Consider the following 19,151-nt stretch of genomic DNA (forward strand, 5'->3'; position numbering starts at 1 on the left):
CTATATTCCATTCTTCGGTTACAGTTTGTGAAAATTGATATTGAAAGGTTACTGGAATATGTATACTGACAGCTTTCGTGAGGCACTGATATCGAAGCTTGAAAAGACCGCGGAGAACGGTACTTTCAAGAGGGAACGGATCATTACCACAAGGCAGGGAACGGAAGTAGGAGTTCAGAATTCGGGAGAAGTCCTGAATTTCTGCGCAAATAACTACCTTGGGCTTTCAGGCGATCAGAGGTTGGTTGAGAAGGCCTGCGAGATACTTGAGGAGCGTGGCTTTGGTCTTTCATCGGTTCGCTTCATATGTGGTACGCAGGATATTCATAAAGAACTGGAAAAGAAGATAGCGGATTTCCTCCTCAAGGATGATACAATACTCTATTCGAGCTGCTTTGATGCCAACGGAGGGCTTTTTGAACCTCTGCTGACGGATGCTGACGCCATTATCTCCGACCAGTTGAACCATGCTTCAATCATCGATGGTGTAAGGCTCTGTAAGGCAAAAAGGTATCGCTACAGCCATGCCGATCTTGAAGATCTTGAAGCGGTGCTTGTTCACGCCCGCAGGGCCAGGATTAAAGCCATCGTTACTGACGGCGTCTTCTCCATGGACGGGGAAATAGCTCCTCTACCGGGCATATGCGATCTCGCGGAAAAATACGGAGCACTTCTTATTGTCGATGACTCACATGCAACTGGATTCATAGGTGATTCGGGAAGAGGCAGTATTGAATACCATGGAGTTATGGAGAGGGTGGATATCGTGACATCGACCTTCGGAAAGGCTCTTGGTGGTGCCTCAGGCGGGTTCACTTCCGGACCATCGGAGGTAATAGAGATGCTCCGGCAGCGATCCAGACCGTACCTTTTCTCAAATACACTCGCCCCTGTAGTTGCAGGGACAACCCTTGCCGTCATTGACCTGATCGAGAAATCAAGCGAAGAAAGAGACAAACTCAGGGATAACCAGAGACGCTTCAGAAAGAAGATGACCGAAGCGGGATTCAGGATTATTAAAAGTGATCATCCTATAGTACCTGTGCTTTTCGGCCATCTGCCTGATGATGCGGCGCTTGCCCAGAAATTCGCGGATGAACTGCTTCGAAAAGGGATATACGCGATAGGATTCTTCTATCCAGTTGTTCCAAAGGGGGAATCCAGGATAAGGGTTCAACTGTCGGCGGCCCATACAACAGAACAGGTTGATATCTGTGTTGAAGCGTTCAGGGATGTCGGTAGAAAACTTGAAGTACTGTAGCCTAAGTATTTGTCCCACTTGACATAGGGTGCTCTGTATTACAGATACCCTATATGAGTACAAAATCTATTGACGAATCGTTGTTCGGCAGGATACGACGTGAACTTCTCCAACTCTTCTTTCTGAATCCGGGGAGATCGTTTTTTCTGCTTGAACTTGTGGATATTCTCCGAACGGGAAGGGGAGGGGTTCAGCGGGAGCTTTCCAACCTTGTTGAATCCGGGATTATTACAAGAGAAAAATCAGGCATGAAGGTTCTTTTCAGCCTTTCGGAAAGCTGTCCCATTACCGATGAGATGCAGAAACTCCTTGTTAAACTTGTGGATTATGAGGATATGCTATCTCTTGCGGTCAGTGATCATGCGACGTTTATTAAAACCGCTGCTATGTACTCACCGCAAGAAGGGGAGTACTCACCTTCACTGAAACTGCTGGTGTCATGCGATGATTCCTGTGAAGAATTCCTCAAGGAAATCAAAAGAATAGAACTGCTTATCGGCAGGAAAATCGAATTGATGATAGTAAGAACTTACGAGCTGAAAGAATACATCAGAAGCAGAACTGAGGCGCAGTGGATATTGAATGGGACATGGACATTGCTTGCGGGAACTGAGAAGGATCTCGAGCCTGAGCAAATTCGGAAGGAAAGCGTCATCAGTGAACCCGATCTGTTCTCGGGAACGGATTTCAGCTGGTAATGGAATAGAGTTTTGAGTTTCATAAGGGACACACAGTTCTACAAATTCTCGGCTTACGGATTTCTGAAGAATCTGCGTTTTTTTGAGCCTTTCATCATACTGTATTTCAGGGAGATAGGGTTTTCATTCCTCGATATTGGCATCCTATTCGCAATAAGAGAGATATCAACAGTATTTCTTGAGGTGCCTACGGGTTTTGTAGCGGATATCGGTGGGAGAAAAACCTCCATGATATTCTCCATGGCAGCATACATCATCAGTTTTCTCACTTTCTTCTTCTTCCGGTCCTACACCGCGGCGGCGAGTGCCATGGTGCTTTTCGCGTGTGGGGAAGCATTCAGAACGGGTACACACAAAGCCATGATACTTGAATACCTGAACCTTACCGGGCAGCAGGAGTGGAAGCCCGATTACTACGGGGCCACCAGAGCTGCCTCAAAGATTGGCTCAGCGGTCAACGCGCTTATAGCTGCAACTCTTGTATTGATTACGGGAAGCTTCAGGTACGTATTTTTAGCCGCAGCGTTTCCATGTGTCCTGAACATGATGAACCTCGCTTCGTACCCTTCGGTTTTGAATGGAACCGATGTGGAAAAAGGCTACGCCAGGCCCGGCATTAAGGATACAATGCGCTATTTCGCATCGGTATTCAGGAAGAGTGATGCCCGCCTCAGTATCATAAATTCCGCAACTTTTGATGGATTTTTCAAGGTTCTTAAGGAATACCTCCAGCCTGTACTGAAAGCTCTTGCCATCGGATTGCCGGTTTTCACCGCAATGAGTGGCAACAGAAGAACGGCCATAGTTACTGGTCTTGTCTATTTTGTGCTTTTCCTTGCGGCAAGTACGGCATCAAGATACTCCGGGAGATTCAGCAGGAGGTTAAAAGGTGTTGTTCAGTCCATTAATATCACCTGGATAATTGGCTTCAGTATGCTGATAATTGCCGGTATTTTTCAGGAACTGTCAGTATACGTGGTTACCATTGGGGCTTACCTTGTTCTCTTTGTCCTGCAGAACCTCAGGAGGCCGCTCTGCGTTACCTATATCAGTGATAAAGTTCCTCACAGGATAATGGCTTCGGGGCTTTCTGTTGAATCACTTATAAAAATGCTCGTTATGACGGTTCTGGCCCCGGTGTGCGGTTGGGTTGCAGATATGGCCGGGATAGGTATTGCAGTTGCCGGAGCAGGAGTACTGATGGGGCTTCTGTACATTCCTCTGAGACTGAAGAGACCGGAGTTCGTGGTGAAATAATACTGACTTAAATTGAATATTGTAATCGAGGTTAAAGAAAAACCCATTCAAAAACTGAAAGAAAATGGTCATTTGAAATACGATACATTTTTTCTGATATAAACAGGAATTTAAGCTATTTAGATAAGAAATATCGAGAGGATGGACTTGCCCTGAAATATCACGACTCGCAGACCTATAGTTAGCACGAGATGAATAAAGGTACCAAACGAGCTGTATTTCTAGATCTCAATGGAACGTTGGTCATGCCAATCAAGGTTAGCTTTCTTTCAGATTCCGATGTTTTAGCAGCGAAATCCTTTGGCGGACTTGGATGTTTCGTCAAAACAGGATGGGGGAAAAAGAAATCGGAATTGGAGGCGGCTCGACCATACGCAGATTTTATCGGGAGCAATCTCGATGAAGTCGCAGATTGGATCTTATCGACAAATGATCTGTAGCTGGCTTCCGTTCTCTGAATTCTATTCCGGTTTCCAAGCGATGATATCGGATAAAATTCGCCTGAGGCTTCAGGTTTTGATATGTGCTTGACAGTGAGGGTTTGCTGTATGTATTCTCTTACTACATGGAATAGCACCGGTTAGCAGTATATTTAGCAGTGTTATTCCAGACCGTAGAGGGTAGTGCGAAGTTCAGTTTCTATTGGGGTTATAAGATTAAATGAAAAAGAAAGATAGCAGTAAGAACTCTATCAAATCATCCTCTATAATTACTGAACCGGATTATATCAAAAAAGATTTACTTTCTGCAGAAATTCCAGAACAGCTTCACTCGATCTTTTCAAAAGCTCAAATTTACATTGATCGCTATTTCAACAGTCGAAAAGAGAATGCAAAAGAGGGGATGATAAGCATTTCAGGTGAACGGTATCTTCTTCTCAGAGCTGATACTCTGGCTTTGGATTTTTTTGATAGTGTACACAGCATCTATGGTGCAAGTAATGAAGCACACAGTGTTATCAATGCCCTTCTTTTTGACATTTCATATACAATGGGTCGATCAGATGCAAGACTATTTCATGAAAGTATGGGACTAACCAACCCGCTCGAAAAACTTTCAGCCGGTCCACTTCATTTTGCTCACACTGGCTGGGCCAAAGTTCGTATTGAACCTGAATCAAATCCAACTCCCGATGAGAATTACATTCTTTATTTTGAGCATAGTTACTCTTTTGAAGCGGATAGTTGGATAAGGAAAAAACGTCATTCAAGAACACCCGTTTGTATCATGAGTTCAGGATATTCTTCGGGATGGTGTTCAGAAAGTTTTGGTTTACCACTTGTTACCGTTGAATATTCATGTCGTGCTAGAGGTGACGCGTCCTGCAGTTTCATAATGGCTCCGGCAAATCGTATTAAGGAACATGTTACGCGTTTATTAGGGAAAGACAAATTGTATGGTCTTTATTTTCCTCGTTATTTCAGTCGTCGGGATCATGAAGAAAAACTTTGGCTTATGGCATTTTTTGACCCGCTTACGGGATTGGCAAACCGTGTTCGATTCAGGGAGAAAATTGTTGTGGCATTCAAACGTGCTGATCGCTATCATCATTTGACTGTTATACTATTTATTGATCTTGATGACTTTAAACATATCAATGACAAATACGGACATGGAGTTGGTGATGCTGTTCTGAAGGAAATTGCAAAACGATTAAAACATAATATCCGTTCTACTGATACGATTGCCAGAATTGGAGGAGATGAGTTTACTGTTCTGCTTTCACAGGTTAAAGAGAAAACAAATATCTGCTCTATTGTTGAAAAAATACTTTCAGAAATTAAACAAACGATTAATCACAATGGTAATAGTATTTATGTAACCGCGAGCATTGGGATCAGTATTTATCCATTTGATGGGAGTTCACCGGAGATGTTGATCAGTGATGCGGATGATGCGATGTATAAAGCTAAACAAAAGGGGAAGGATTGTTACAGTTTTTCAGATTCAGATACTCCTTCTTCCTGATTCAAAACAGAACTGAATTTGTTTCCTTAGTCTTTTTCAGGTTCATCATCAATTCTTCTCTTCATTATAAGAAGCGTACTGCCTAAACATGCGCCGATAGTGGCGACTTTCCAGCCATCATCCTGTTTTTCAGCGATGATATCGGAGACTTTGCTCCTGAGGCTCCAGAATATCTGAATAACCTCATGTTCGTATTTGTAACCGTTATTGGCAAGGATCAGCATATTTCCACCTGAGATATCCCCAAGCGCAACTACGTTCCAATTGTCCTTTTCTTTGTCCTTTATAGTTTTTTTCATGGCTGTTGCGCTTTTCCAGGAAGCAGGAATCATAAGGTGTTTCAAGGTTTATCCCCTTTCATTATCTGTTAGCTGGGGATCCATATTTTATTGGCCAGTATAGTCTCGGTACCTTTAGGAAGGATTATCTGTTCTTTTGTTTCACAGAAGAATACAAAACCCTTCCAGGAGAAGAGGTATCGGGTTTTTCTCTTTTTGAAACCGGTGGGCGAAACTACAATCAGCGGATCCGTAGTTTTAGAGAGAATTTTCGAGAATTCACCGGGTTGAAGCTTTATTATTGCCCCGGACGCCTTTACAGCATTTGCGATTGCATTTGCAGCTGAAGTGGCCACTGTTGTGCCAACACTAATCATCGCAGCCGTTAGTGCGGGATCAGCCATTTGATACATCTCCTATCCATTTAAATAAATAGTTCCTGCAGGATGGATAAGCAATAGCGATTACCTGACATAACCAAGATCCTGCAGAGTTCTGTCCATGCTCTCGGCAAAGGGTACTATTTCCGGAAATCCCTTTTGCGGGAGTGACCAGTAGTAGTAGAGCTGATTAATTGTCTCTCTGCTTGGAGTGATGGGGTTTAATTCATGGGGATCATTCTGCAGGTCGTAAAGGACCGGCTCAGCTTCCTGCGGATTTCCGATTACCACTCTGTGCTCAAGTCTTACTGCCGCAAGATCCGGAGTTGCCCAGATGAGGTTGCTCGAAGGTATGTATCTCAATGTTCGTTCGGAATCGATACGGAGGATATCCCTTCCTTCTGCCCAGATTGGAATATCAAATCCCAGCATGACCAGTAAAGTGGGTAAAATGTCTATCTGAGCAGTTACTTCATTGTTTACACTGACTGGTATGTGTCTGCCGGAAATTATTAGTGGTATATCGAGTAACTCCTGGTATAGTGTATGTCCGTGACCCATGCCGCCGTGTTCCAGGAATTCTTCTCCATGATCGCCGATAATAACGAAGACGGTGTTTTCAAGAGTGCCCCTGGTCTCCAGTTCGGTTATCATCCGGCCGATCTGGTTGTCCGTGAAGGCCAGCTCGCCATCGTAAAGGCCAATCATGATCTCAAGCTGGGTTGAATCCATTTCGACAAGACCCTGATTGAAGTCCAGAACATCGTCCATTGTTCCCCAGAATTTATTGAAAAGAGTATCAGCTTTCGGGTTGGAGTAAAGGGTATCCCACGGATGCGGCGGAGAGTAGGGAAGATGCAGATCGAAAAAGTGAATGGCTGTGAAGAGAGGTTTTGCCGGATCTCTATTAGCATCGTACCAATCGATGTAATCGTTCACCGTTTCCTCTGCGTTCCGTAGGCTTGCTATGCCTGTAAAACCTTGACAGTCAAAATGATCGAAACCCTGATGGAAGCCGAAGTCTTCGTTCATGAAGATGACATTGAAAAAGGCGGCTGTCTGGTATCCCGCTCCACGTTTAAGCAGCAGCGGAATGGTTGGAAGTGCAGAATCAATACCATAGAATTCGCCGTTTGAATGGCCAGCTCCATGGGATCGCTGTGAAAGACCTGTCATGATGGTTGTCATTGCGGGTAAAGTCCAACCGCTCTGACTCTGGACACGGGTCCACATTGTTCCGCTTGCGGCAAGACTGTCCAGCACAGGAGTGGTTTCTCTGTAGTATCCGTTCACTGACAGGTGATCAGCTCTAATTGTGTCAATAAGAACAAGAACTATATCGGGATATTTGTTCAAAGAGATTTCTTCACTTCCGCATCCTGACAGGATGAGAAACGAGATAACCGAAACGAATGTAAGAACATTTGCCAGTTTTTTCATTTTCTCTGTTTCTCCAGATTCTTTTCAAAAGCTCTTTTGGTTGTTTTAAGGGCACATAGATGACCACACATCGAACATACATCATTATCGGAAGGAAGGGCTTCGTCCCTCTCTTTCCTTGCCGTGAGGGGATCCATTGCAAGTTCGTATTGCGCATCCCAGTCGAAATTGTTCCTGGCTTCCGCCATCAGATTATCGGGTTCCATTGCTCCTTTGATACCACGTGCGATATCAGCTGCGTGGGCAGCTATTCTTGCTGAGATTACACCTGTTCTTACATCGTCAGCGTCGGGAAGCCTCAGATGCTCCGCAGGGGTCACATAGCACAGAAAATCAGCGCCGTACCAGGCTGCCAGCGCGCCGCCTATCGCGGAAGTTATATGATCATACCCAGGGGCTATATCCGTGACTATTGGACCAAGAACGTAGAAAGGCGCATTGTTGCAGAGGCTTTTCTGTATTCTGATATTCTCGGCAATTTTGTCCAGCTGAACGTGACCCGGTCCTTCTATCATCACCTGAACTCCAGCATTATGCGAGAGTTTCTGTAGTTCACCAAGTGATATGAGTTCCTCAATCTGAGCCTGATCAGAAGCGTCCGCAAGGCATCCTGGCCTCAGACCGTCACCAAGTGAGAAAGTAACATCGTACTCATGAAGAATTTCAATCAGTCGGTCAAAATGATCGTACAGAGGGTTTTCCTTCCCTCTCTTTTCCATCCATTCCGCAAGAAGAGAACCGCCCCTTGAGACTATTCCGAGCTTCCTTCCCTGGTTTTTAAGGAGGCTCAGGGCTCGTTCCGTTACGCCACAGTGAAGTGTCAGGTAGTCTACGCCCATTCTGCAGTGATCCTCTACAGCGGAGAATATTTCATCCTCTGAAACATCACTTACATCTCTTTCCGCTCTCATCGCTTCGCCGAATACCTGATAAAGAGGGACAGTACCTATGGGCACCGGGCTCATCTCCATTATCCTGGTAAGTATTGATTTCCATTGAGGGCCGGTTGAAAGATCCATAACGGTGTGGGCTCCGTATGAAACTGCGATCTGGAGTTTTTCAAGTTCAGCTTTTGCTGACTCTAAATCTTCCGAACTGCCGATATTCGCATTGATCTTGATGGTCATGCCCCTGCCAATCGCGATGGGCCTGCGGATATCATGTGTATTGTTGGCGGGGATTACAATTGTTCCGTCTGCAAGGCCGCCTGTCAACACGGCAGTGTCAACTCCTTCAAGATCAGCCGTTCTGCCTACTATTTCAAGGGCTTTCCCGTTCTTTGCTGCTTCTATTACTGTAGTCATGCCTGCTCTTTCATTTTCCCTTCGCTGGTGCTAACCAGATCAGGTTCATTGGGTGTATTCTCAGCCAGTACTGGCACCCCCCATAATTGCTAACTCCATCATCTATTCTTAACGGTTTAATTCAGAAGTCAAGTGCGTATATAATATATTTTCATTATTATTCTGCAGGAGGTGAGGGATGACTGAGAAGAGCGACAATGAAGGCAAGCTGGTTACGGTTCTTGAAGCCAAGAATGAGATTGAAGCTATTACCATACAGGCATTTCTTGAAAGCCAGGGAATCGACGCAGCTATAAGAAGCAGGCAGATACCTATGTACGATGGAATTGCCAGGGTATGGAATCCTGTCTGGGGTTACGTAATGGTAATGGAGTACGACAGCGAAAGAGCGAAACGGCTGATAGTTGAGTACCTTGATTCATGCATCGACGATGAAGATTCAGGTTATTATGAAGGTGTGGATGAGGGGATGGATTAATGACTGCATTTCTTCTCATTCAATGTATCTATCTGGGAATTTCTTCATGGTATACCTCACCGGTTCCTCCCGATTCAACGATTTTTTACGAGTTCATTACGGTAAGACCCGTTGATGCTCTCGTATTCATGGCAAGAAGCGGCTACAGACCCGAATTATTTAACGTCAACAATTTCGCTGGCGCAGTTCTTCTAGCATTCCCCTCAGATTCTACCAGTATAGCCTGGGCGGCTTCGATACTCGAAGAGCCTTTTCAGTGCGAAATGACCCCACTGCTGGTGGAGTACGGTGATTCCTGCACCGTACCTGAAGTGGAATTTGTTAAAGATACACCGCTTTTACTGGACGCTTTCCTCAGACGGGTTCAGCATATCATATCAACCGGTGATGAACCCGGGGAACAGGAGAAGCTGGTGGAGGCGGTGTGTGCTTCCTGGGTTTACATTCCGGACGCAACGAAGGCTCTTTCTCTGGAAGTCCTCGGCAAACTGGGGGTCGATATTACCGGTGATTTAATCATCGAAGAGCTTGAAAGAGCTGGAATCAGAGCGGCCGCAAGGTATTTCAGCGAACTTGGCAGGGTTCAAACTTTTAACACAAGCGGTAACGAAACGCCACTTGAAAGAATTTATTTAGCCTCATGCAGCCCTCCGCAGGAAGCCGCGCTCATGCTATCCGATCCACTGTGGGCTGTGCGGTACAATGCGGTTACAGCATGCGATCCTGCGCTGCTTGAACCGATGCTTGACGATTCAACTCCATATGTAGTCCTGGCTGCAGCAATTGCCAGAAGGGATGCTGGATATCCCGATGGCGCCGCGAAATTGAGTGAAATCTCGCTGATGACAGGGCCCGTCGGACACATGGCAGCGAAGGAACTTGGTGCTTCCGATAGTATTCTTTTAATGGAACTGATGATACACCAGGAACCTGGCAGAAGAGCAGCCGCGCAGACCGCATGGCTCAGCGATTCGTTGCCGGTGGATTCCCTGATGGAGGAAGCATGGCTTTTAGATCCCTACTGGCTGGTTCCCGTTTCCTGGGCATGGTATCTGGTGGATATTTCTGATTTCATTCACGCTGAAACCGTTCTTCAGGATATCCTGTCCCACCGCGAGAGCTATACCGACCCGGAGACGATCGATGAATATGCGGTCATACTGCGAAGCCGCCTTGAAAGCGGGGAGGAAGAGGAGAGTGTTGAGAATTTCATCTGGACGCAGTATGAATTTCCTTATGATATAGAGATCTCGATACACGATACGGTAACAATCAGAACGGATGCGGGGGATCTGACAATTGTTTTATGGGATGATACAGCCCCGATTGCATGCAGCAGTTTTCTGAACCTTGCAGAGAGTGGATTCTACGATGGAATAAGGTTTCACAGAGTGATTCCGGGGTTTGTGGCTCAGGCGGGATGCCCCGAGGGAGTAGGAACGGAGGGGCCGGGCTATATACTACCTAACGAAAGAAGCCCATCGCATTTTGGCAGAGGAGTACTGGGCATGGCTGACGCGGGGCTCAATACAGCCGGCAGCCAGTTCTTCATTATGCTTGATGATCATGGGAGACTGGATGGAAGGTACACAGCCTTCGGCCGCGTCATAAACACTGAATTCCTTGATGAGATAACAGTTGGCACAACCATTAACGAAGTAGTGCGCAGCATCGAATGAACCCTTGCAGAATAAGTTAGTTTGTGCTAATTTCCGAACTGAAATTTTTAAGAATTCAAGCCTCTCCGAAAGGTAAAAAATGACCGGAAAAATGAACAGAGTCCTTGTTACAGGTGCCCTTGGACAGATTGGTTCCGAACTTACCGAAGAACTGCGGAAGCGGTACGGCAGAGACAACGTTGTCGCATCGGATATAAGATCCGATGAAAGCAGTCCATTGGTAACTGGAGGCCCATGGATAGAACTTGATGTTACAGATGCGGAAACTGTTGAAAAAGCAATAATTGACAATAGAATAGACTCTATATTTCACATGGCTGCCATACTTTCGGCCACCGGCGAGCATTATCCCCAGCTTTGCTGGAAAGTTAACATGGATGGCACACTTAATATCCTGGAGGCTGCCAGGAAGAACGATCTGACAAGGATTATCATACCCAGTTCAATAGCCGCCTTTGGTCCCGAGACGCCAAGAATTAACACGCCCCAGGAGACGATACTGCGGCCGAGAACCATATACGGTGTAACCAAGGTTTCAGGGGAGCTGCTTTGCGATTACTACGTTCAGAAATTCAACCTTGATGTCAGAGGATTGCGTTATCCCGGGATAATTTCATCGGAAACCCTTCCAGGAGGGGGAACCACCGATTATGCAGTGGACATCTACTACAAAGCCATAGAAGACGGCAAATACACCTGTTTCGTAAAAGAGGATACCATGCTTCCCATGATGTATATGCCTGACTGCATAAAGGCCACACTTGATCTTGCCGAAGCCGATCCTGATAATCTTGTTCACCACAGCGATTTCAATGTTGGGGCGCTCTCAGTGACCGCGGGGGATATAGCTGAAAGCATAAGGAAGCATATCACTGATTTTAAGGTTGATTACGAACCGGATTACCGCCAGGCGATAGCGGATACATGGCCAACATGTGTAGACGATTCGGCTGCTCGTGAGGAGTGGGGCTGGAAAGCTGACTGGGATCTTGACTCAATGACAGAAGACATGCTGGAGAAGCTCAGAAAAAAACTAATGTAACAGACGGTTATTCCCGATTCAAAGCGGCCTGGCAAGAATCACTACATCACACATTTCGCGGTATTCACCCGTATCTTCTGCCCGTGCATTGAGATAAATGATATACCTTCCCACCGGAAGCCTTCCTCCGTTCTCGTTCGTTCCATCCCATGTGACAACCCTGGATGAACCGCACGGTTCATTCTTTAGAAGCTGAAGCAGAAGTCTTCCCTGAACGTTATAGATTTCGAGTGTTACTTCATTCTCCGTATGCTGGAAGTTCATTTCTATTGTAAGAACATCGTTCCTGCCGTTTCCGTCGGGGGAGAAAGGGTCAGGGTAATAATCAAGGAATTTCCCTGAGCTGCTGCCGCCTGCAGCGCAGCAGCTGTTGCATTTACCCGGAGTTCCACCTGCTGAGCAGCTGGCCCAGCTCGAAGCTTCGTATCCGCTGAAATCCGGATTAATCTTCTCAAGGCTTACACCTGACGAACCGCCCCATTCGTCATCGTACGGCACGTAATCCATTACGTTTCCAGAGGAATTTCTGAGCATCAGTATATCCGCCCATTCCTCCCCCTGTTGCGTTGTATTGTTCAGTGTTGGCCAGTCTGGAGGCTGCAGAAGCGGGCATTGAACGTATGGCCAGATCGTTCTGAAAGCGGAGGAATCGGAGACAAGAACGGCGAAACTGTCAGGTTTTATTGTTGTGCTATCACTGCAGAACACGAACATTTCTCTGGAATCCTCGAAGGTCCAGCCCTCAAGCTGAACCGGACTGGAAGATCTGTTCACAATTTCAACCCATTCAGGATTGCCGGGGGAGGGGCTGTACATAATTTCATTAATGATAACCGGTCCGGATTCGTTCCATACGCACGAAGTAGAATCGTTTGAAGGGAAAGAATCCTCCGGACAGACGGCTACAGCAAAGAGAAGCATATCCCCGCTGCAGGAATTCCACTCGCAGTTGGCCAGGACAGTATCTCCCGGGACTATTACACCGCAGACATAACTGTCTATCAGTTCACTGCCAGATGGCGTTCCGCTTTCATCGATATCGCTGTAGAAGAAAACGGTCATTTCACTCGAAGGTATTGTGTCCGTTCCGGAGTTGGTGAACTCCGCAAGCAGGACAATATACTCGTCTCCAGGGCCCATGGGCGGCATGCATTCCATGTCTGCAGCCTCTGCGTCAATGCCATCTACGAAGAAAGGTGAAGGGTTTCCTGGAGTAGGGCCTTCAGGTGACGCGAACCAGTTTTCTTCGGTGTCCGGTTCGATGGTTTCTTTTCTTTGAACGCTGTTGTCCTCACCCGGGTCAAAGGGGATTTCGTCCAGTTCGTCATCGTCTCTCATAAGGGGATCGTCGTAATCAAGCGGAGTGCCAAAGGTGGACATCACATTACAGGAGGCTGTTCCGGCAGATGAGTATAGAGTTACGGGATCATTACTGGAGAGACCATCGCCCAGCGTTGTATTGCCCGTAGCAAGCACTATGGTGCCCTGCGGAAAATCCCAGGGCTGGCTTCCTGTTGTGTATTCGCGGTCAAGGATTACACCGTAACAACCTGCCAGCAGGTAGGGGGATTCAACTGCGTCAGGATCCTGCAGAATTCCGAACTCATCGTTCCATTGAACAATTTCATCAACGGCGTCGCCATCTGTGAAGCGGCACCCGGAGATGTCAAAAACGCCTGGACCCGGATAGTAGATTTCAATGAACTCATCGTAATCCTCTGCCGAGGGGTTGCATACAACTTCGGTCACAACCAGAGAGACGCCTTCACCTGTCATAAAACTCTTATGAAGAACATCATTTTCCGGAACCAGGTCTCCTGGAAGGTAAACCCCTGCAGCGGCAAGGTAGCACCCTTCTGCAGGGGTGCTTACCGTAACCGTCACGGTATAGGTCTCGTTGGGGTAGAGGGAGTCAGCCATTTCAATGCAGCATATTTCATCGGGTTGTGGAAGCGAATCCGCGTTGGAATCAATGAAGATCGTCACTTCTATCCCGTAAGCTGTGGCTGTACCCCGGTTTGACACTACCGATGATATCTGCAAGGGTTGACCGGGCTGGGGCTGGGAAGGGGTTAGAATAAGAGAATCGACCGAGGCATCAGAAGTATCTGCGAATACTGCAGGACACCCCGGTGTTCCTCCCTCGGGTGAAACAGTCCAGCAGTATTCTTCGTCCGGAAGGTCCGATGACTTTCTTTCCACACTATGATATTCTCCTGGATCGAAGGGTATACCGTCAAGGCCGTCGTCATCGCAGAGCAGAGGGTCATCGTATTGAAGAGGAGTTCCGTAGGTTGAAAGGACATTCACCTGAGCAGAGCCGGACATGCTGTACAGCGTGATCGGATCGTTGCCCGTCAAGCCATTGCCTATGGTTGTATTTTCAATGGTGAATACATAGGTGGATTCTCCCAGATTGTATTCCTGCATGCTCTCAGCATATTCTGGGTCCATAATTAGCCCGTAGTGTCCGGCAGGTATACAGCAGCCGTAAACCGCGTCAGGATCGCTTAGAAGCGCCTCGTACCATTCACAGATATAATCAAGGGCATCACCGTCCGTGAAAGAACATCCGATAACAGGAAAAACACCCGGACCGGGGTAGAAAACCTCAATGAATTCGCCGGTATCCTCATCAAGAGGATTGCACATAACTTCGGTAATCACGGGGTTTATTCCGCCTCCTACGGCTGTAGGACAGGACGCGAAATCGTCTTCCGGATATTCGTCCTCCGGAACGATCGAGACAGCAGAGGGGAGGAACCAGCCCTGCTCAAGCGATATTGAAGCATTGAATGTTTCAGTGAATCCTGGTTGAAGCAATTCCGCGGAAAACTCCGCCAGAATCTCATCTGGAGATGCGACGGAATCCCCCTGACTGTCAAGGAACAGGACAAGTGTACCTGAGGAGGGTGAAGTGTTTCCCCAGCATGTGAAGGAAGCGCTGAGCTGGAACAGCTCGCCGGGAGATGGTTCCGAAGGGACCGTCCATACGCTATCACACGAAATGTTCAGTGTATCCGGAGGCGCCTCAGCGTGAGAGCCTGGAGAGCCACCTTCAGGACCCGTTATCCAGTAACCTTCCTGGTCGGGTGAGTACCAGGGAAAACGTTCAACCGTAAAGCCCTCGCCGGGATCGAAAGGAATATCGTCAAGGCCGTCATCGTCACGGTTCTGCCAGGCATCAGAGGGTACGGGTGTTCCATACGTGCTTACTGCGTTGCTGTTCGTGGTCCCGCCCTGATTGAAAAGCGTTAGCGGATCAGATGAAGCCGCAAAACCGTTGCATATGGAATGGTCGCCTGTTGTCAGTATCAGGGTTCCGGAGGGGATATTGTAGACAGGATGATCGAGGTAGTCCAGTTCGAAGATCAATGCGAAGCTCTCTGCGGGTAATGTATCTGTGCCAAGCAGCATGCCCGGGTGGGGAAAGGGCCCGTAGGCAGCTTCGTTCCACAATAGCAATTCATCAAGGGCGTCGCCGTCTGTAATAGAATATCCTTCAAGACATATCGGCTCGGACGAGGGATTGTATATCTCGACGAATTCGCCGGATGCTTCGTGAAGCGGGTTCGTAGTGATTTCAGTTATCACAGGGGACTGTGAAAGCAGTACGAACTGCAGGATTGCATAAAATATCATATTGCTATGAGTTTATCCGGAAAAATCCATATCTGTCAAGCTTTGAAATGAACTATCGACCGAAAGGAAGAGGAGTAATAAGGGCTGGAATATCCTCAAATGCGCCAATAAGGTGCTTCAGGAGTATTATGCGATATGTGGTATTGTTTTGAGACAATGGAGCAGTAAGCAATAAAATGAATAAATTATCTGAGTCTACACCTGCGAAGACCGTCTATTAGCGGATTGTTGCTTTCAAGGTTCTAGTTACGAGGGATTGCATAAAAGGATATTTCTCGTTAAAGCTCTTTTCTTGCGATCACTCTGCTTATGGCATGTTGATGCTGCACACCGCTCGACATGCAGTCGAATATCTCCTCTGTCGTGAACTCTATCCTCCAGTCATGATAATGAGTGAGCAATTCTCCGGATATCCAACTGTGAGAGGTTTGTTCTTCATCAGGCGCCCGGGCGATGAACGGTTTATTCACGAAAACGGACAGAGCGTTTATACCTCCGGGATTTGTGAACTGACGGTAGTTCCCGAGAACCTCCGGCCGGAGGTTCTCCGGAATGTACTGCAGCACCCCTGTGGAGAAGATGATGTCATATGTATCAGTCAATCGGAATTCATTAATATCAGCCAGGAACACATCAAGTGAGACCTCCGCTTTGCCCGCGAGCTGCCTTGCCTTCTCGATGCCAATGGGAGATATGTCGAACGCTGTGACGGTGTAACCCCTGCTTGCGAAGAATACAGCATCCCGACCTTCACCGCAGCCTACGTCAAGCAGTTTCAGCGGACGATCAGGCGGGATAATCTCAAGCACTCTGAAGCAGTTCGATGAAGGCTTCAGTCCCCAGTAATACTCGTCCTGATCGTACCTTTTATCGTATATGTTGTTCATGCGGATAGAATGCTAAACATTTGCAAATACCTGGACTAGACCTGTTGCCAGTTATTCCATGCAAGACGACAGAAATAAATAATTAGTATTCCCTGTATCCATGGGAATACAGGGTACCACCAGATGCCATTCTGGTCAGGATTAGCAAGAATAATATGAACAAGGATCGGTTGGAATATCATAAATGCGCCATCTACAACACCAAGGATCAATCCCCATTTGTTTCGCAAGAAGAGCAGTATTATGCCGATTACAAGCATTCCCGCAAATATCGGAACTGCTACCGTACCTGGTCCTCCCAATTTTATCGCCCCCGGTATCTCACGGACGATTTTGTGAACAAGTTGTATGAGCATCAGTGCTATTGCAGTCTGAATGTATATTGAGGGTAATACTTTTTTCTCCGCATTCATCCTTTTTCTCCCTTCTTGACGCTTAAGTCTTTTCTAACAACAGAAATATAGCAGGCTTCCTTTGTTCCCGCTGTTCCTGGCATCAGGCTCGGCATTCTGCCTTCTTTTCAATATCTAACAAAAAACAGGAATCAGATAAAGACCACCACCTACCGCGAAAGTAATTGTTAAAGCAATTGAAACTGAGTTTTTTCGATCGAAGAAAATAAGCTGCTCGGTAGCTCTCATTAACCAGAAGATTGAAATAAAAATCAGAACTATTTCTCCAAGTGGAGTAGATAAAAGTGCCTTTTGCTGAAAGAAAGAAACGTATGCAAAGAAAAGGAAAACGTAAATAAGCCGTAGATTCAAAACCTGCATTATTCCTCGATTGATTCGAGTTATTGATCGCAAATTGGTTTTCCATTTGAATATTTTCCAGAACATCACATGAAAGATAGCAAAACCAATACTGTAGATTGCACCGATTGTAAGTAGTATTTCACCCATTCGATCTCCTGTTCTTCTGATACCTGTTATCAGTCATATAACTATCCTGGAAAGTCATTCCGCTTCAATGTTATAAGTATTCAACTTGCTGATACGAAGGGTCGGCTGTTCTATAGTAGAACAGAAGCGCAGCGTACAGGATATCTAATTGCTGTTCATGTCCTGTTTCTGAACCGCTTAAAAAAGACATGTACTCGAAACCTGTTTCCGGATAAGGCAGAATATAGACATCGCTCCTTGTGAATATCCCCGCATTCGATGTGGTAGTATGCACCATTATTACGTTCTCTTGGGTGAGAACAACGTCTGTCTTGTCATACACATCCATATCGTATCTTATCTGAACCACCGCTGATATATCCTCATGTGGTATGATGTATTCTTCTACCTGCCTGATATTCTCAAACACAAGGAACACCAATCCGCTATCAACCCTTCTTTCCGCGGCATATGTATCGGTCAGGGGAACGCTTGAAAATGCTTCAGCCACATAATCCTGGTTGGCGACTTCATGATCTAAGGTTATAACAAAATCGATCCCTTCCACATCGCTGGGAGTTCTTACGATAAATTTGGAAGGTTGCTCATCTGTCATTTCCGGTACACCCAAGCTTTTACTTTGTGAACATGAGAGGACAATCAAGAACAGAAGGACCAGGGTCACTGCAGCTACACTTTCTTTCATTTTTCTCATTCTGATCCATTCAACACTTTAAATGAGTAACCTGCTGGATGATCCAGCACGATTACAATACTTGTTTCACATTTTTAACCCACTGTTGCCGCCACTCCGGAGCATCGTAGTTATCCGGCCAGAATTCCGTTTGTCTGGTGATTAACCCGTTCTCAACCGTATGGAATGTTATCGCTCTGGCGATAACTTCGCCATCGGTGATACTTACATCGGTAACCACCTGATTGCCTTCGCAGACAATTGAATTGACGCAAAACCTCCAGGGGCCGTTTGCAGGATAATTTGTATTTATCTCAGCGAAGTTCTTTCTGCCGATGATCAATTCCGACGATTGAGGCCAGTAGCACTCAAAACCTTCAGATAACCACTCGCTGCCTTTGTAAAAATCATTACTTCCCATTGACTTCCAGAAGGCAAGCACAACTTCTTTTGCTGTCATTACAACCGTACTTTCTGTTTATTCATCTTCCCGCATAGTGTAAATTCTGTACTTCCTGCTTATCTCAGAGGTTCTTTTCTTTTCGTTCTGGTATCACCGGCACCTGGTGATCATTACTGAAAACATCATGTTGTAGCTGGTCTTGTCCGCACTCTTCAGCAGTAGTCTCTGTTCTTTTATCAGTTCCAGGCCGTTCTCGTATAGCAGGTCATTAATGTACTGTGGGGAATGTTTGAACATTGATACTTCCCAGTCAGTCGGCTCTTCAATGTAACCCGCATCCGTTTCCTGAGGCGCGGTTGTAAAGGCGAATATCCCACCTTCTCTCATGACTCTTCTTGCATCAGTGAGGATGTCTGACAGATCCCCGATGAAATGGAAGACTCCACAGCAGATGACATGATTGAAATATTTATTTTTATAAGGGATCTTATCACAGGTAATATCGAAACGCTTCAGCTCTTCCGTGAACGATTTTGACTGACATGCACTCAGCATTTCCTGTGATTTATCAAGCCCATAGATCTTCAGGCCGGCTCTTGCGAAGTGTATGGAGGAAAGGCCGGTACCAATGCCAATATCGAGCAGCTTCTCATCTGCTTTGACATAATCATAGCTCATCCCGAAAAGCACATCATGACCGTAACTGTCATACTCTTTAACCTGACTGTCATAATTACTTGCCGTTTCGCTGTAATCGGATTCATTCATACTTTGATCTTTCTCACTTTCCGTCTACGTTGTATACGTTACACAACCTGCCGGGAGTTTTCACACCAGATCTGTGAACGTTTGCATAACA

At 46.3% G+C, this 19,151-nt stretch carries 18 protein-coding genes and 1 riboswitch; of the genes, 7 read left to right on the forward strand and 11 right to left on the reverse strand.

Going from position 1 to position 19,151, the window contains the following annotated elements; all coding sequences use genetic code 11:
* Positions 1 to 58 precede the first annotated feature (58 nt).
* From kbl to K8S15_14810, 4 genes are all read left to right on the forward strand, one after another.
* A complete protein-coding gene (gene kbl, locus K8S15_14795) occupies positions 59 to 1,261 on the forward strand; it encodes a glycine C-acetyltransferase (GenBank protein MCD4777301.1) in 1,203 nt (400 codons plus the stop codon).
* Positions 1,262 to 1,314: 53 nt separating this feature from the next.
* A complete protein-coding gene (locus tag K8S15_14800) occupies positions 1,315 to 1,959 on the forward strand; it encodes a winged helix-turn-helix domain-containing protein (GenBank protein MCD4777302.1) in 645 nt (214 codons plus the stop codon).
* Positions 1,960 to 1,971: 12 nt separating this feature from the next.
* A complete protein-coding gene (locus K8S15_14805; GenBank protein ID MCD4777303.1) occupies positions 1,972 to 3,216 on the forward strand; it encodes an MFS transporter in 1,245 nt (414 codons plus the stop codon).
* A gap of 660 nt (positions 3,217 to 3,876) precedes the next feature.
* A complete protein-coding gene (locus K8S15_14810; GenBank protein ID MCD4777304.1) occupies positions 3,877 to 5,184 on the forward strand; it encodes a diguanylate cyclase in 1,308 nt (435 codons plus the stop codon).
* 26 nt (positions 5,185 to 5,210) lie between these two features.
* Here the strand turns inward: K8S15_14810 and K8S15_14815 are convergent, their stop codons facing one another.
* From K8S15_14815 to thiC, 4 genes are all read right to left on the reverse strand, one after another.
* Positions 5,211 to 5,528, reverse strand: a complete 318-nt coding sequence (locus K8S15_14815; protein MCD4777305.1) for a hypothetical protein — start codon at positions 5,526 to 5,528, stop codon at positions 5,211 to 5,213.
* A 23-nt stretch (positions 5,529 to 5,551) separates the two neighbouring features.
* The gene (locus K8S15_14820) at positions 5,552 to 5,866 is read right to left on the reverse strand and encodes a hypothetical protein (GenBank protein MCD4777306.1); all 315 of its coding nucleotides are present in this window, start codon (positions 5,864 to 5,866) and stop codon (positions 5,552 to 5,554) included.
* A gap of 60 nt (positions 5,867 to 5,926) precedes the next feature.
* The gene (locus K8S15_14825) at positions 5,927 to 7,282 is read right to left on the reverse strand and encodes a sulfatase (GenBank protein ID MCD4777307.1); all 1,356 of its coding nucleotides are present in this window, start codon (positions 7,280 to 7,282) and stop codon (positions 5,927 to 5,929) included.
* Positions 7,279 to 8,586 carry a phosphomethylpyrimidine synthase ThiC gene (gene thiC / locus K8S15_14830; protein ID MCD4777308.1) on the reverse strand — a complete coding sequence of 436 codons (1,308 nt, stop codon included), beginning with the start codon at positions 8,584 to 8,586 and terminating at the stop codon, positions 7,279 to 7,281. The genes K8S15_14825 and thiC overlap by 4 nt, the downstream gene beginning before the upstream one ends.
* Positions 8,585 to 8,677: riboswitch (TPP riboswitch) on the reverse strand. (Overlaps the previous gene by 2 nt.)
* Before the next feature lie 87 nt (positions 8,678 to 8,764).
* On the opposite strand from thiC, the gene K8S15_14835 reads away from it, so the two are divergent.
* The 3 genes from K8S15_14835 to K8S15_14845 all read left to right on the forward strand — a co-directional run bounded on the left by K8S15_14835 (position 8,765) and on the right by K8S15_14845 (position 11,785).
* The gene (locus K8S15_14835) at positions 8,765 to 9,064 is read left to right on the forward strand and encodes a DUF2007 domain-containing protein (protein MCD4777309.1); all 300 of its coding nucleotides are present in this window, start codon (positions 8,765 to 8,767) and stop codon (positions 9,062 to 9,064) included.
* A 992-nt stretch (positions 9,065 to 10,056) separates the two neighbouring features.
* On the forward strand, positions 10,057 to 10,743 hold the full coding sequence (locus K8S15_14840; GenBank protein MCD4777310.1) for a peptidylprolyl isomerase: 687 nt from the start codon (positions 10,057 to 10,059) through the stop codon (positions 10,741 to 10,743).
* A 91-nt stretch (positions 10,744 to 10,834) separates the two neighbouring features.
* A complete protein-coding gene (locus K8S15_14845) occupies positions 10,835 to 11,785 on the forward strand; it encodes an NAD-dependent epimerase/dehydratase family protein (protein MCD4777311.1) in 951 nt (316 codons plus the stop codon).
* A gap of 18 nt (positions 11,786 to 11,803) precedes the next feature.
* Here K8S15_14845 and K8S15_14850 read toward each other — a convergent pair whose 3' ends face one another.
* The 7 genes from K8S15_14850 to K8S15_14880 all read right to left on the reverse strand — a co-directional run bounded on the left by K8S15_14850 (position 11,804) and on the right by K8S15_14880 (position 19,060).
* Positions 11,804 to 15,427: a lamin tail domain-containing protein gene (locus K8S15_14850; protein MCD4777312.1), complete on the reverse strand. Its 3,624-nt coding sequence runs from the start codon at positions 15,425 to 15,427 to the stop codon at positions 11,804 to 11,806.
* 278 nt (positions 15,428 to 15,705) lie between these two features.
* A complete protein-coding gene (locus tag K8S15_14855) occupies positions 15,706 to 16,314 on the reverse strand; it encodes a methyltransferase domain-containing protein (GenBank protein ID MCD4777313.1) in 609 nt (202 codons plus the stop codon).
* 35 nt (positions 16,315 to 16,349) lie between these two features.
* Entirely contained in the window at positions 16,350 to 16,727 is a 378-nt protein-coding gene (locus tag K8S15_14860; protein ID MCD4777314.1) for a hypothetical protein, read from the reverse strand.
* A gap of 114 nt (positions 16,728 to 16,841) precedes the next feature.
* A complete protein-coding gene (locus K8S15_14865; GenBank protein ID MCD4777315.1) occupies positions 16,842 to 17,216 on the reverse strand; it encodes a hypothetical protein in 375 nt (124 codons plus the stop codon).
* A gap of 70 nt (positions 17,217 to 17,286) precedes the next feature.
* Entirely contained in the window at positions 17,287 to 17,910 is a 624-nt protein-coding gene (locus K8S15_14870) for a hypothetical protein (protein MCD4777316.1), read from the reverse strand.
* Between the two features lie 52 nt (positions 17,911 to 17,962).
* A complete protein-coding gene (locus K8S15_14875) occupies positions 17,963 to 18,349 on the reverse strand; it encodes a nuclear transport factor 2 family protein (protein MCD4777317.1) in 387 nt (128 codons plus the stop codon).
* A 93-nt stretch (positions 18,350 to 18,442) separates the two neighbouring features.
* A complete protein-coding gene (locus K8S15_14880) occupies positions 18,443 to 19,060 on the reverse strand; it encodes a class I SAM-dependent methyltransferase (GenBank protein ID MCD4777318.1) in 618 nt (205 codons plus the stop codon).
* Positions 19,061 to 19,151: the final 91 nt, after the last annotated feature.

The sequence above is a fragment of the Candidatus Aegiribacteria sp. genome (assembly GCA_021108005.1).
Lineage (GTDB): Bacteria > Fermentibacterota > Fermentibacteria > Fermentibacterales > JCC-6 > Aegiribacteria.

What these genes read in the sequence shown, in the direction of transcription:
- K8S15_14825 (MCD4777307.1), bottom strand. Translation starts at nt 7,282, where the DNA reads ATGAAAAAACTGGCAAATGTTCTTACATTCGTTTCGGTTATCTCGTTT.
- K8S15_14865 (MCD4777315.1), bottom strand. Translation starts at nt 17,216, where the DNA reads ATGGGTGAAATACTACTTACAATCGGTGCAATCTACAGTATTGGTTTT.
- K8S15_14810 (MCD4777304.1), top strand. Translation starts at nt 3,877, where the DNA reads ATGAAAAAGAAAGATAGCAGTAAGAACTCTATCAAATCATCCTCTATA.
- K8S15_14835 (MCD4777309.1), top strand. Translation starts at nt 8,765, where the DNA reads ATGACTGAGAAGAGCGACAATGAAGGCAAGCTGGTTACGGTTCTTGAA.
- K8S15_14850 (MCD4777312.1), bottom strand. Translation starts at nt 15,427, where the DNA reads ATGATATTTTATGCAATCCTGCAGTTCGTACTGCTTTCACAGTCCCCT.
- K8S15_14880 (MCD4777318.1), bottom strand. Translation starts at nt 19,060, where the DNA reads ATGAATGAATCCGATTACAGCGAAACGGCAAGTAATTATGACAGTCAG.
- K8S15_14840 (MCD4777310.1), top strand. Translation starts at nt 10,057, where the DNA reads ATGGAGGAAGCATGGCTTTTAGATCCCTACTGGCTGGTTCCCGTTTCC.
- K8S15_14800 (MCD4777302.1), top strand. Translation starts at nt 1,315, where the DNA reads ATGAGTACAAAATCTATTGACGAATCGTTGTTCGGCAGGATACGACGT.
- K8S15_14870 (MCD4777316.1), bottom strand. Translation starts at nt 17,910, where the DNA reads ATGAGAAAAATGAAAGAAAGTGTAGCTGCAGTGACCCTGGTCCTTCTG.
- K8S15_14860 (MCD4777314.1), bottom strand. Translation starts at nt 16,727, where the DNA reads ATGAATGCGGAGAAAAAAGTATTACCCTCAATATACATTCAGACTGCA.
- K8S15_14845 (MCD4777311.1), top strand. Translation starts at nt 10,835, where the DNA reads ATGAACAGAGTCCTTGTTACAGGTGCCCTTGGACAGATTGGTTCCGAA.
- K8S15_14820 (MCD4777306.1), bottom strand. Translation starts at nt 5,866, where the DNA reads ATGGCTGATCCCGCACTAACGGCTGCGATGATTAGTGTTGGCACAACA.
- thiC (MCD4777308.1), bottom strand. Translation starts at nt 8,586, where the DNA reads ATGACTACAGTAATAGAAGCAGCAAAGAACGGGAAAGCCCTTGAAATA.
- K8S15_14855 (MCD4777313.1), bottom strand. Translation starts at nt 16,314, where the DNA reads ATGAACAACATATACGATAAAAGGTACGATCAGGACGAGTATTACTGG.
- K8S15_14875 (MCD4777317.1), bottom strand. Translation starts at nt 18,349, where the DNA reads ATGACAGCAAAAGAAGTTGTGCTTGCCTTCTGGAAGTCAATGGGAAGT.
- kbl (MCD4777301.1), top strand. Translation starts at nt 59, where the DNA reads ATGTATACTGACAGCTTTCGTGAGGCACTGATATCGAAGCTTGAAAAG.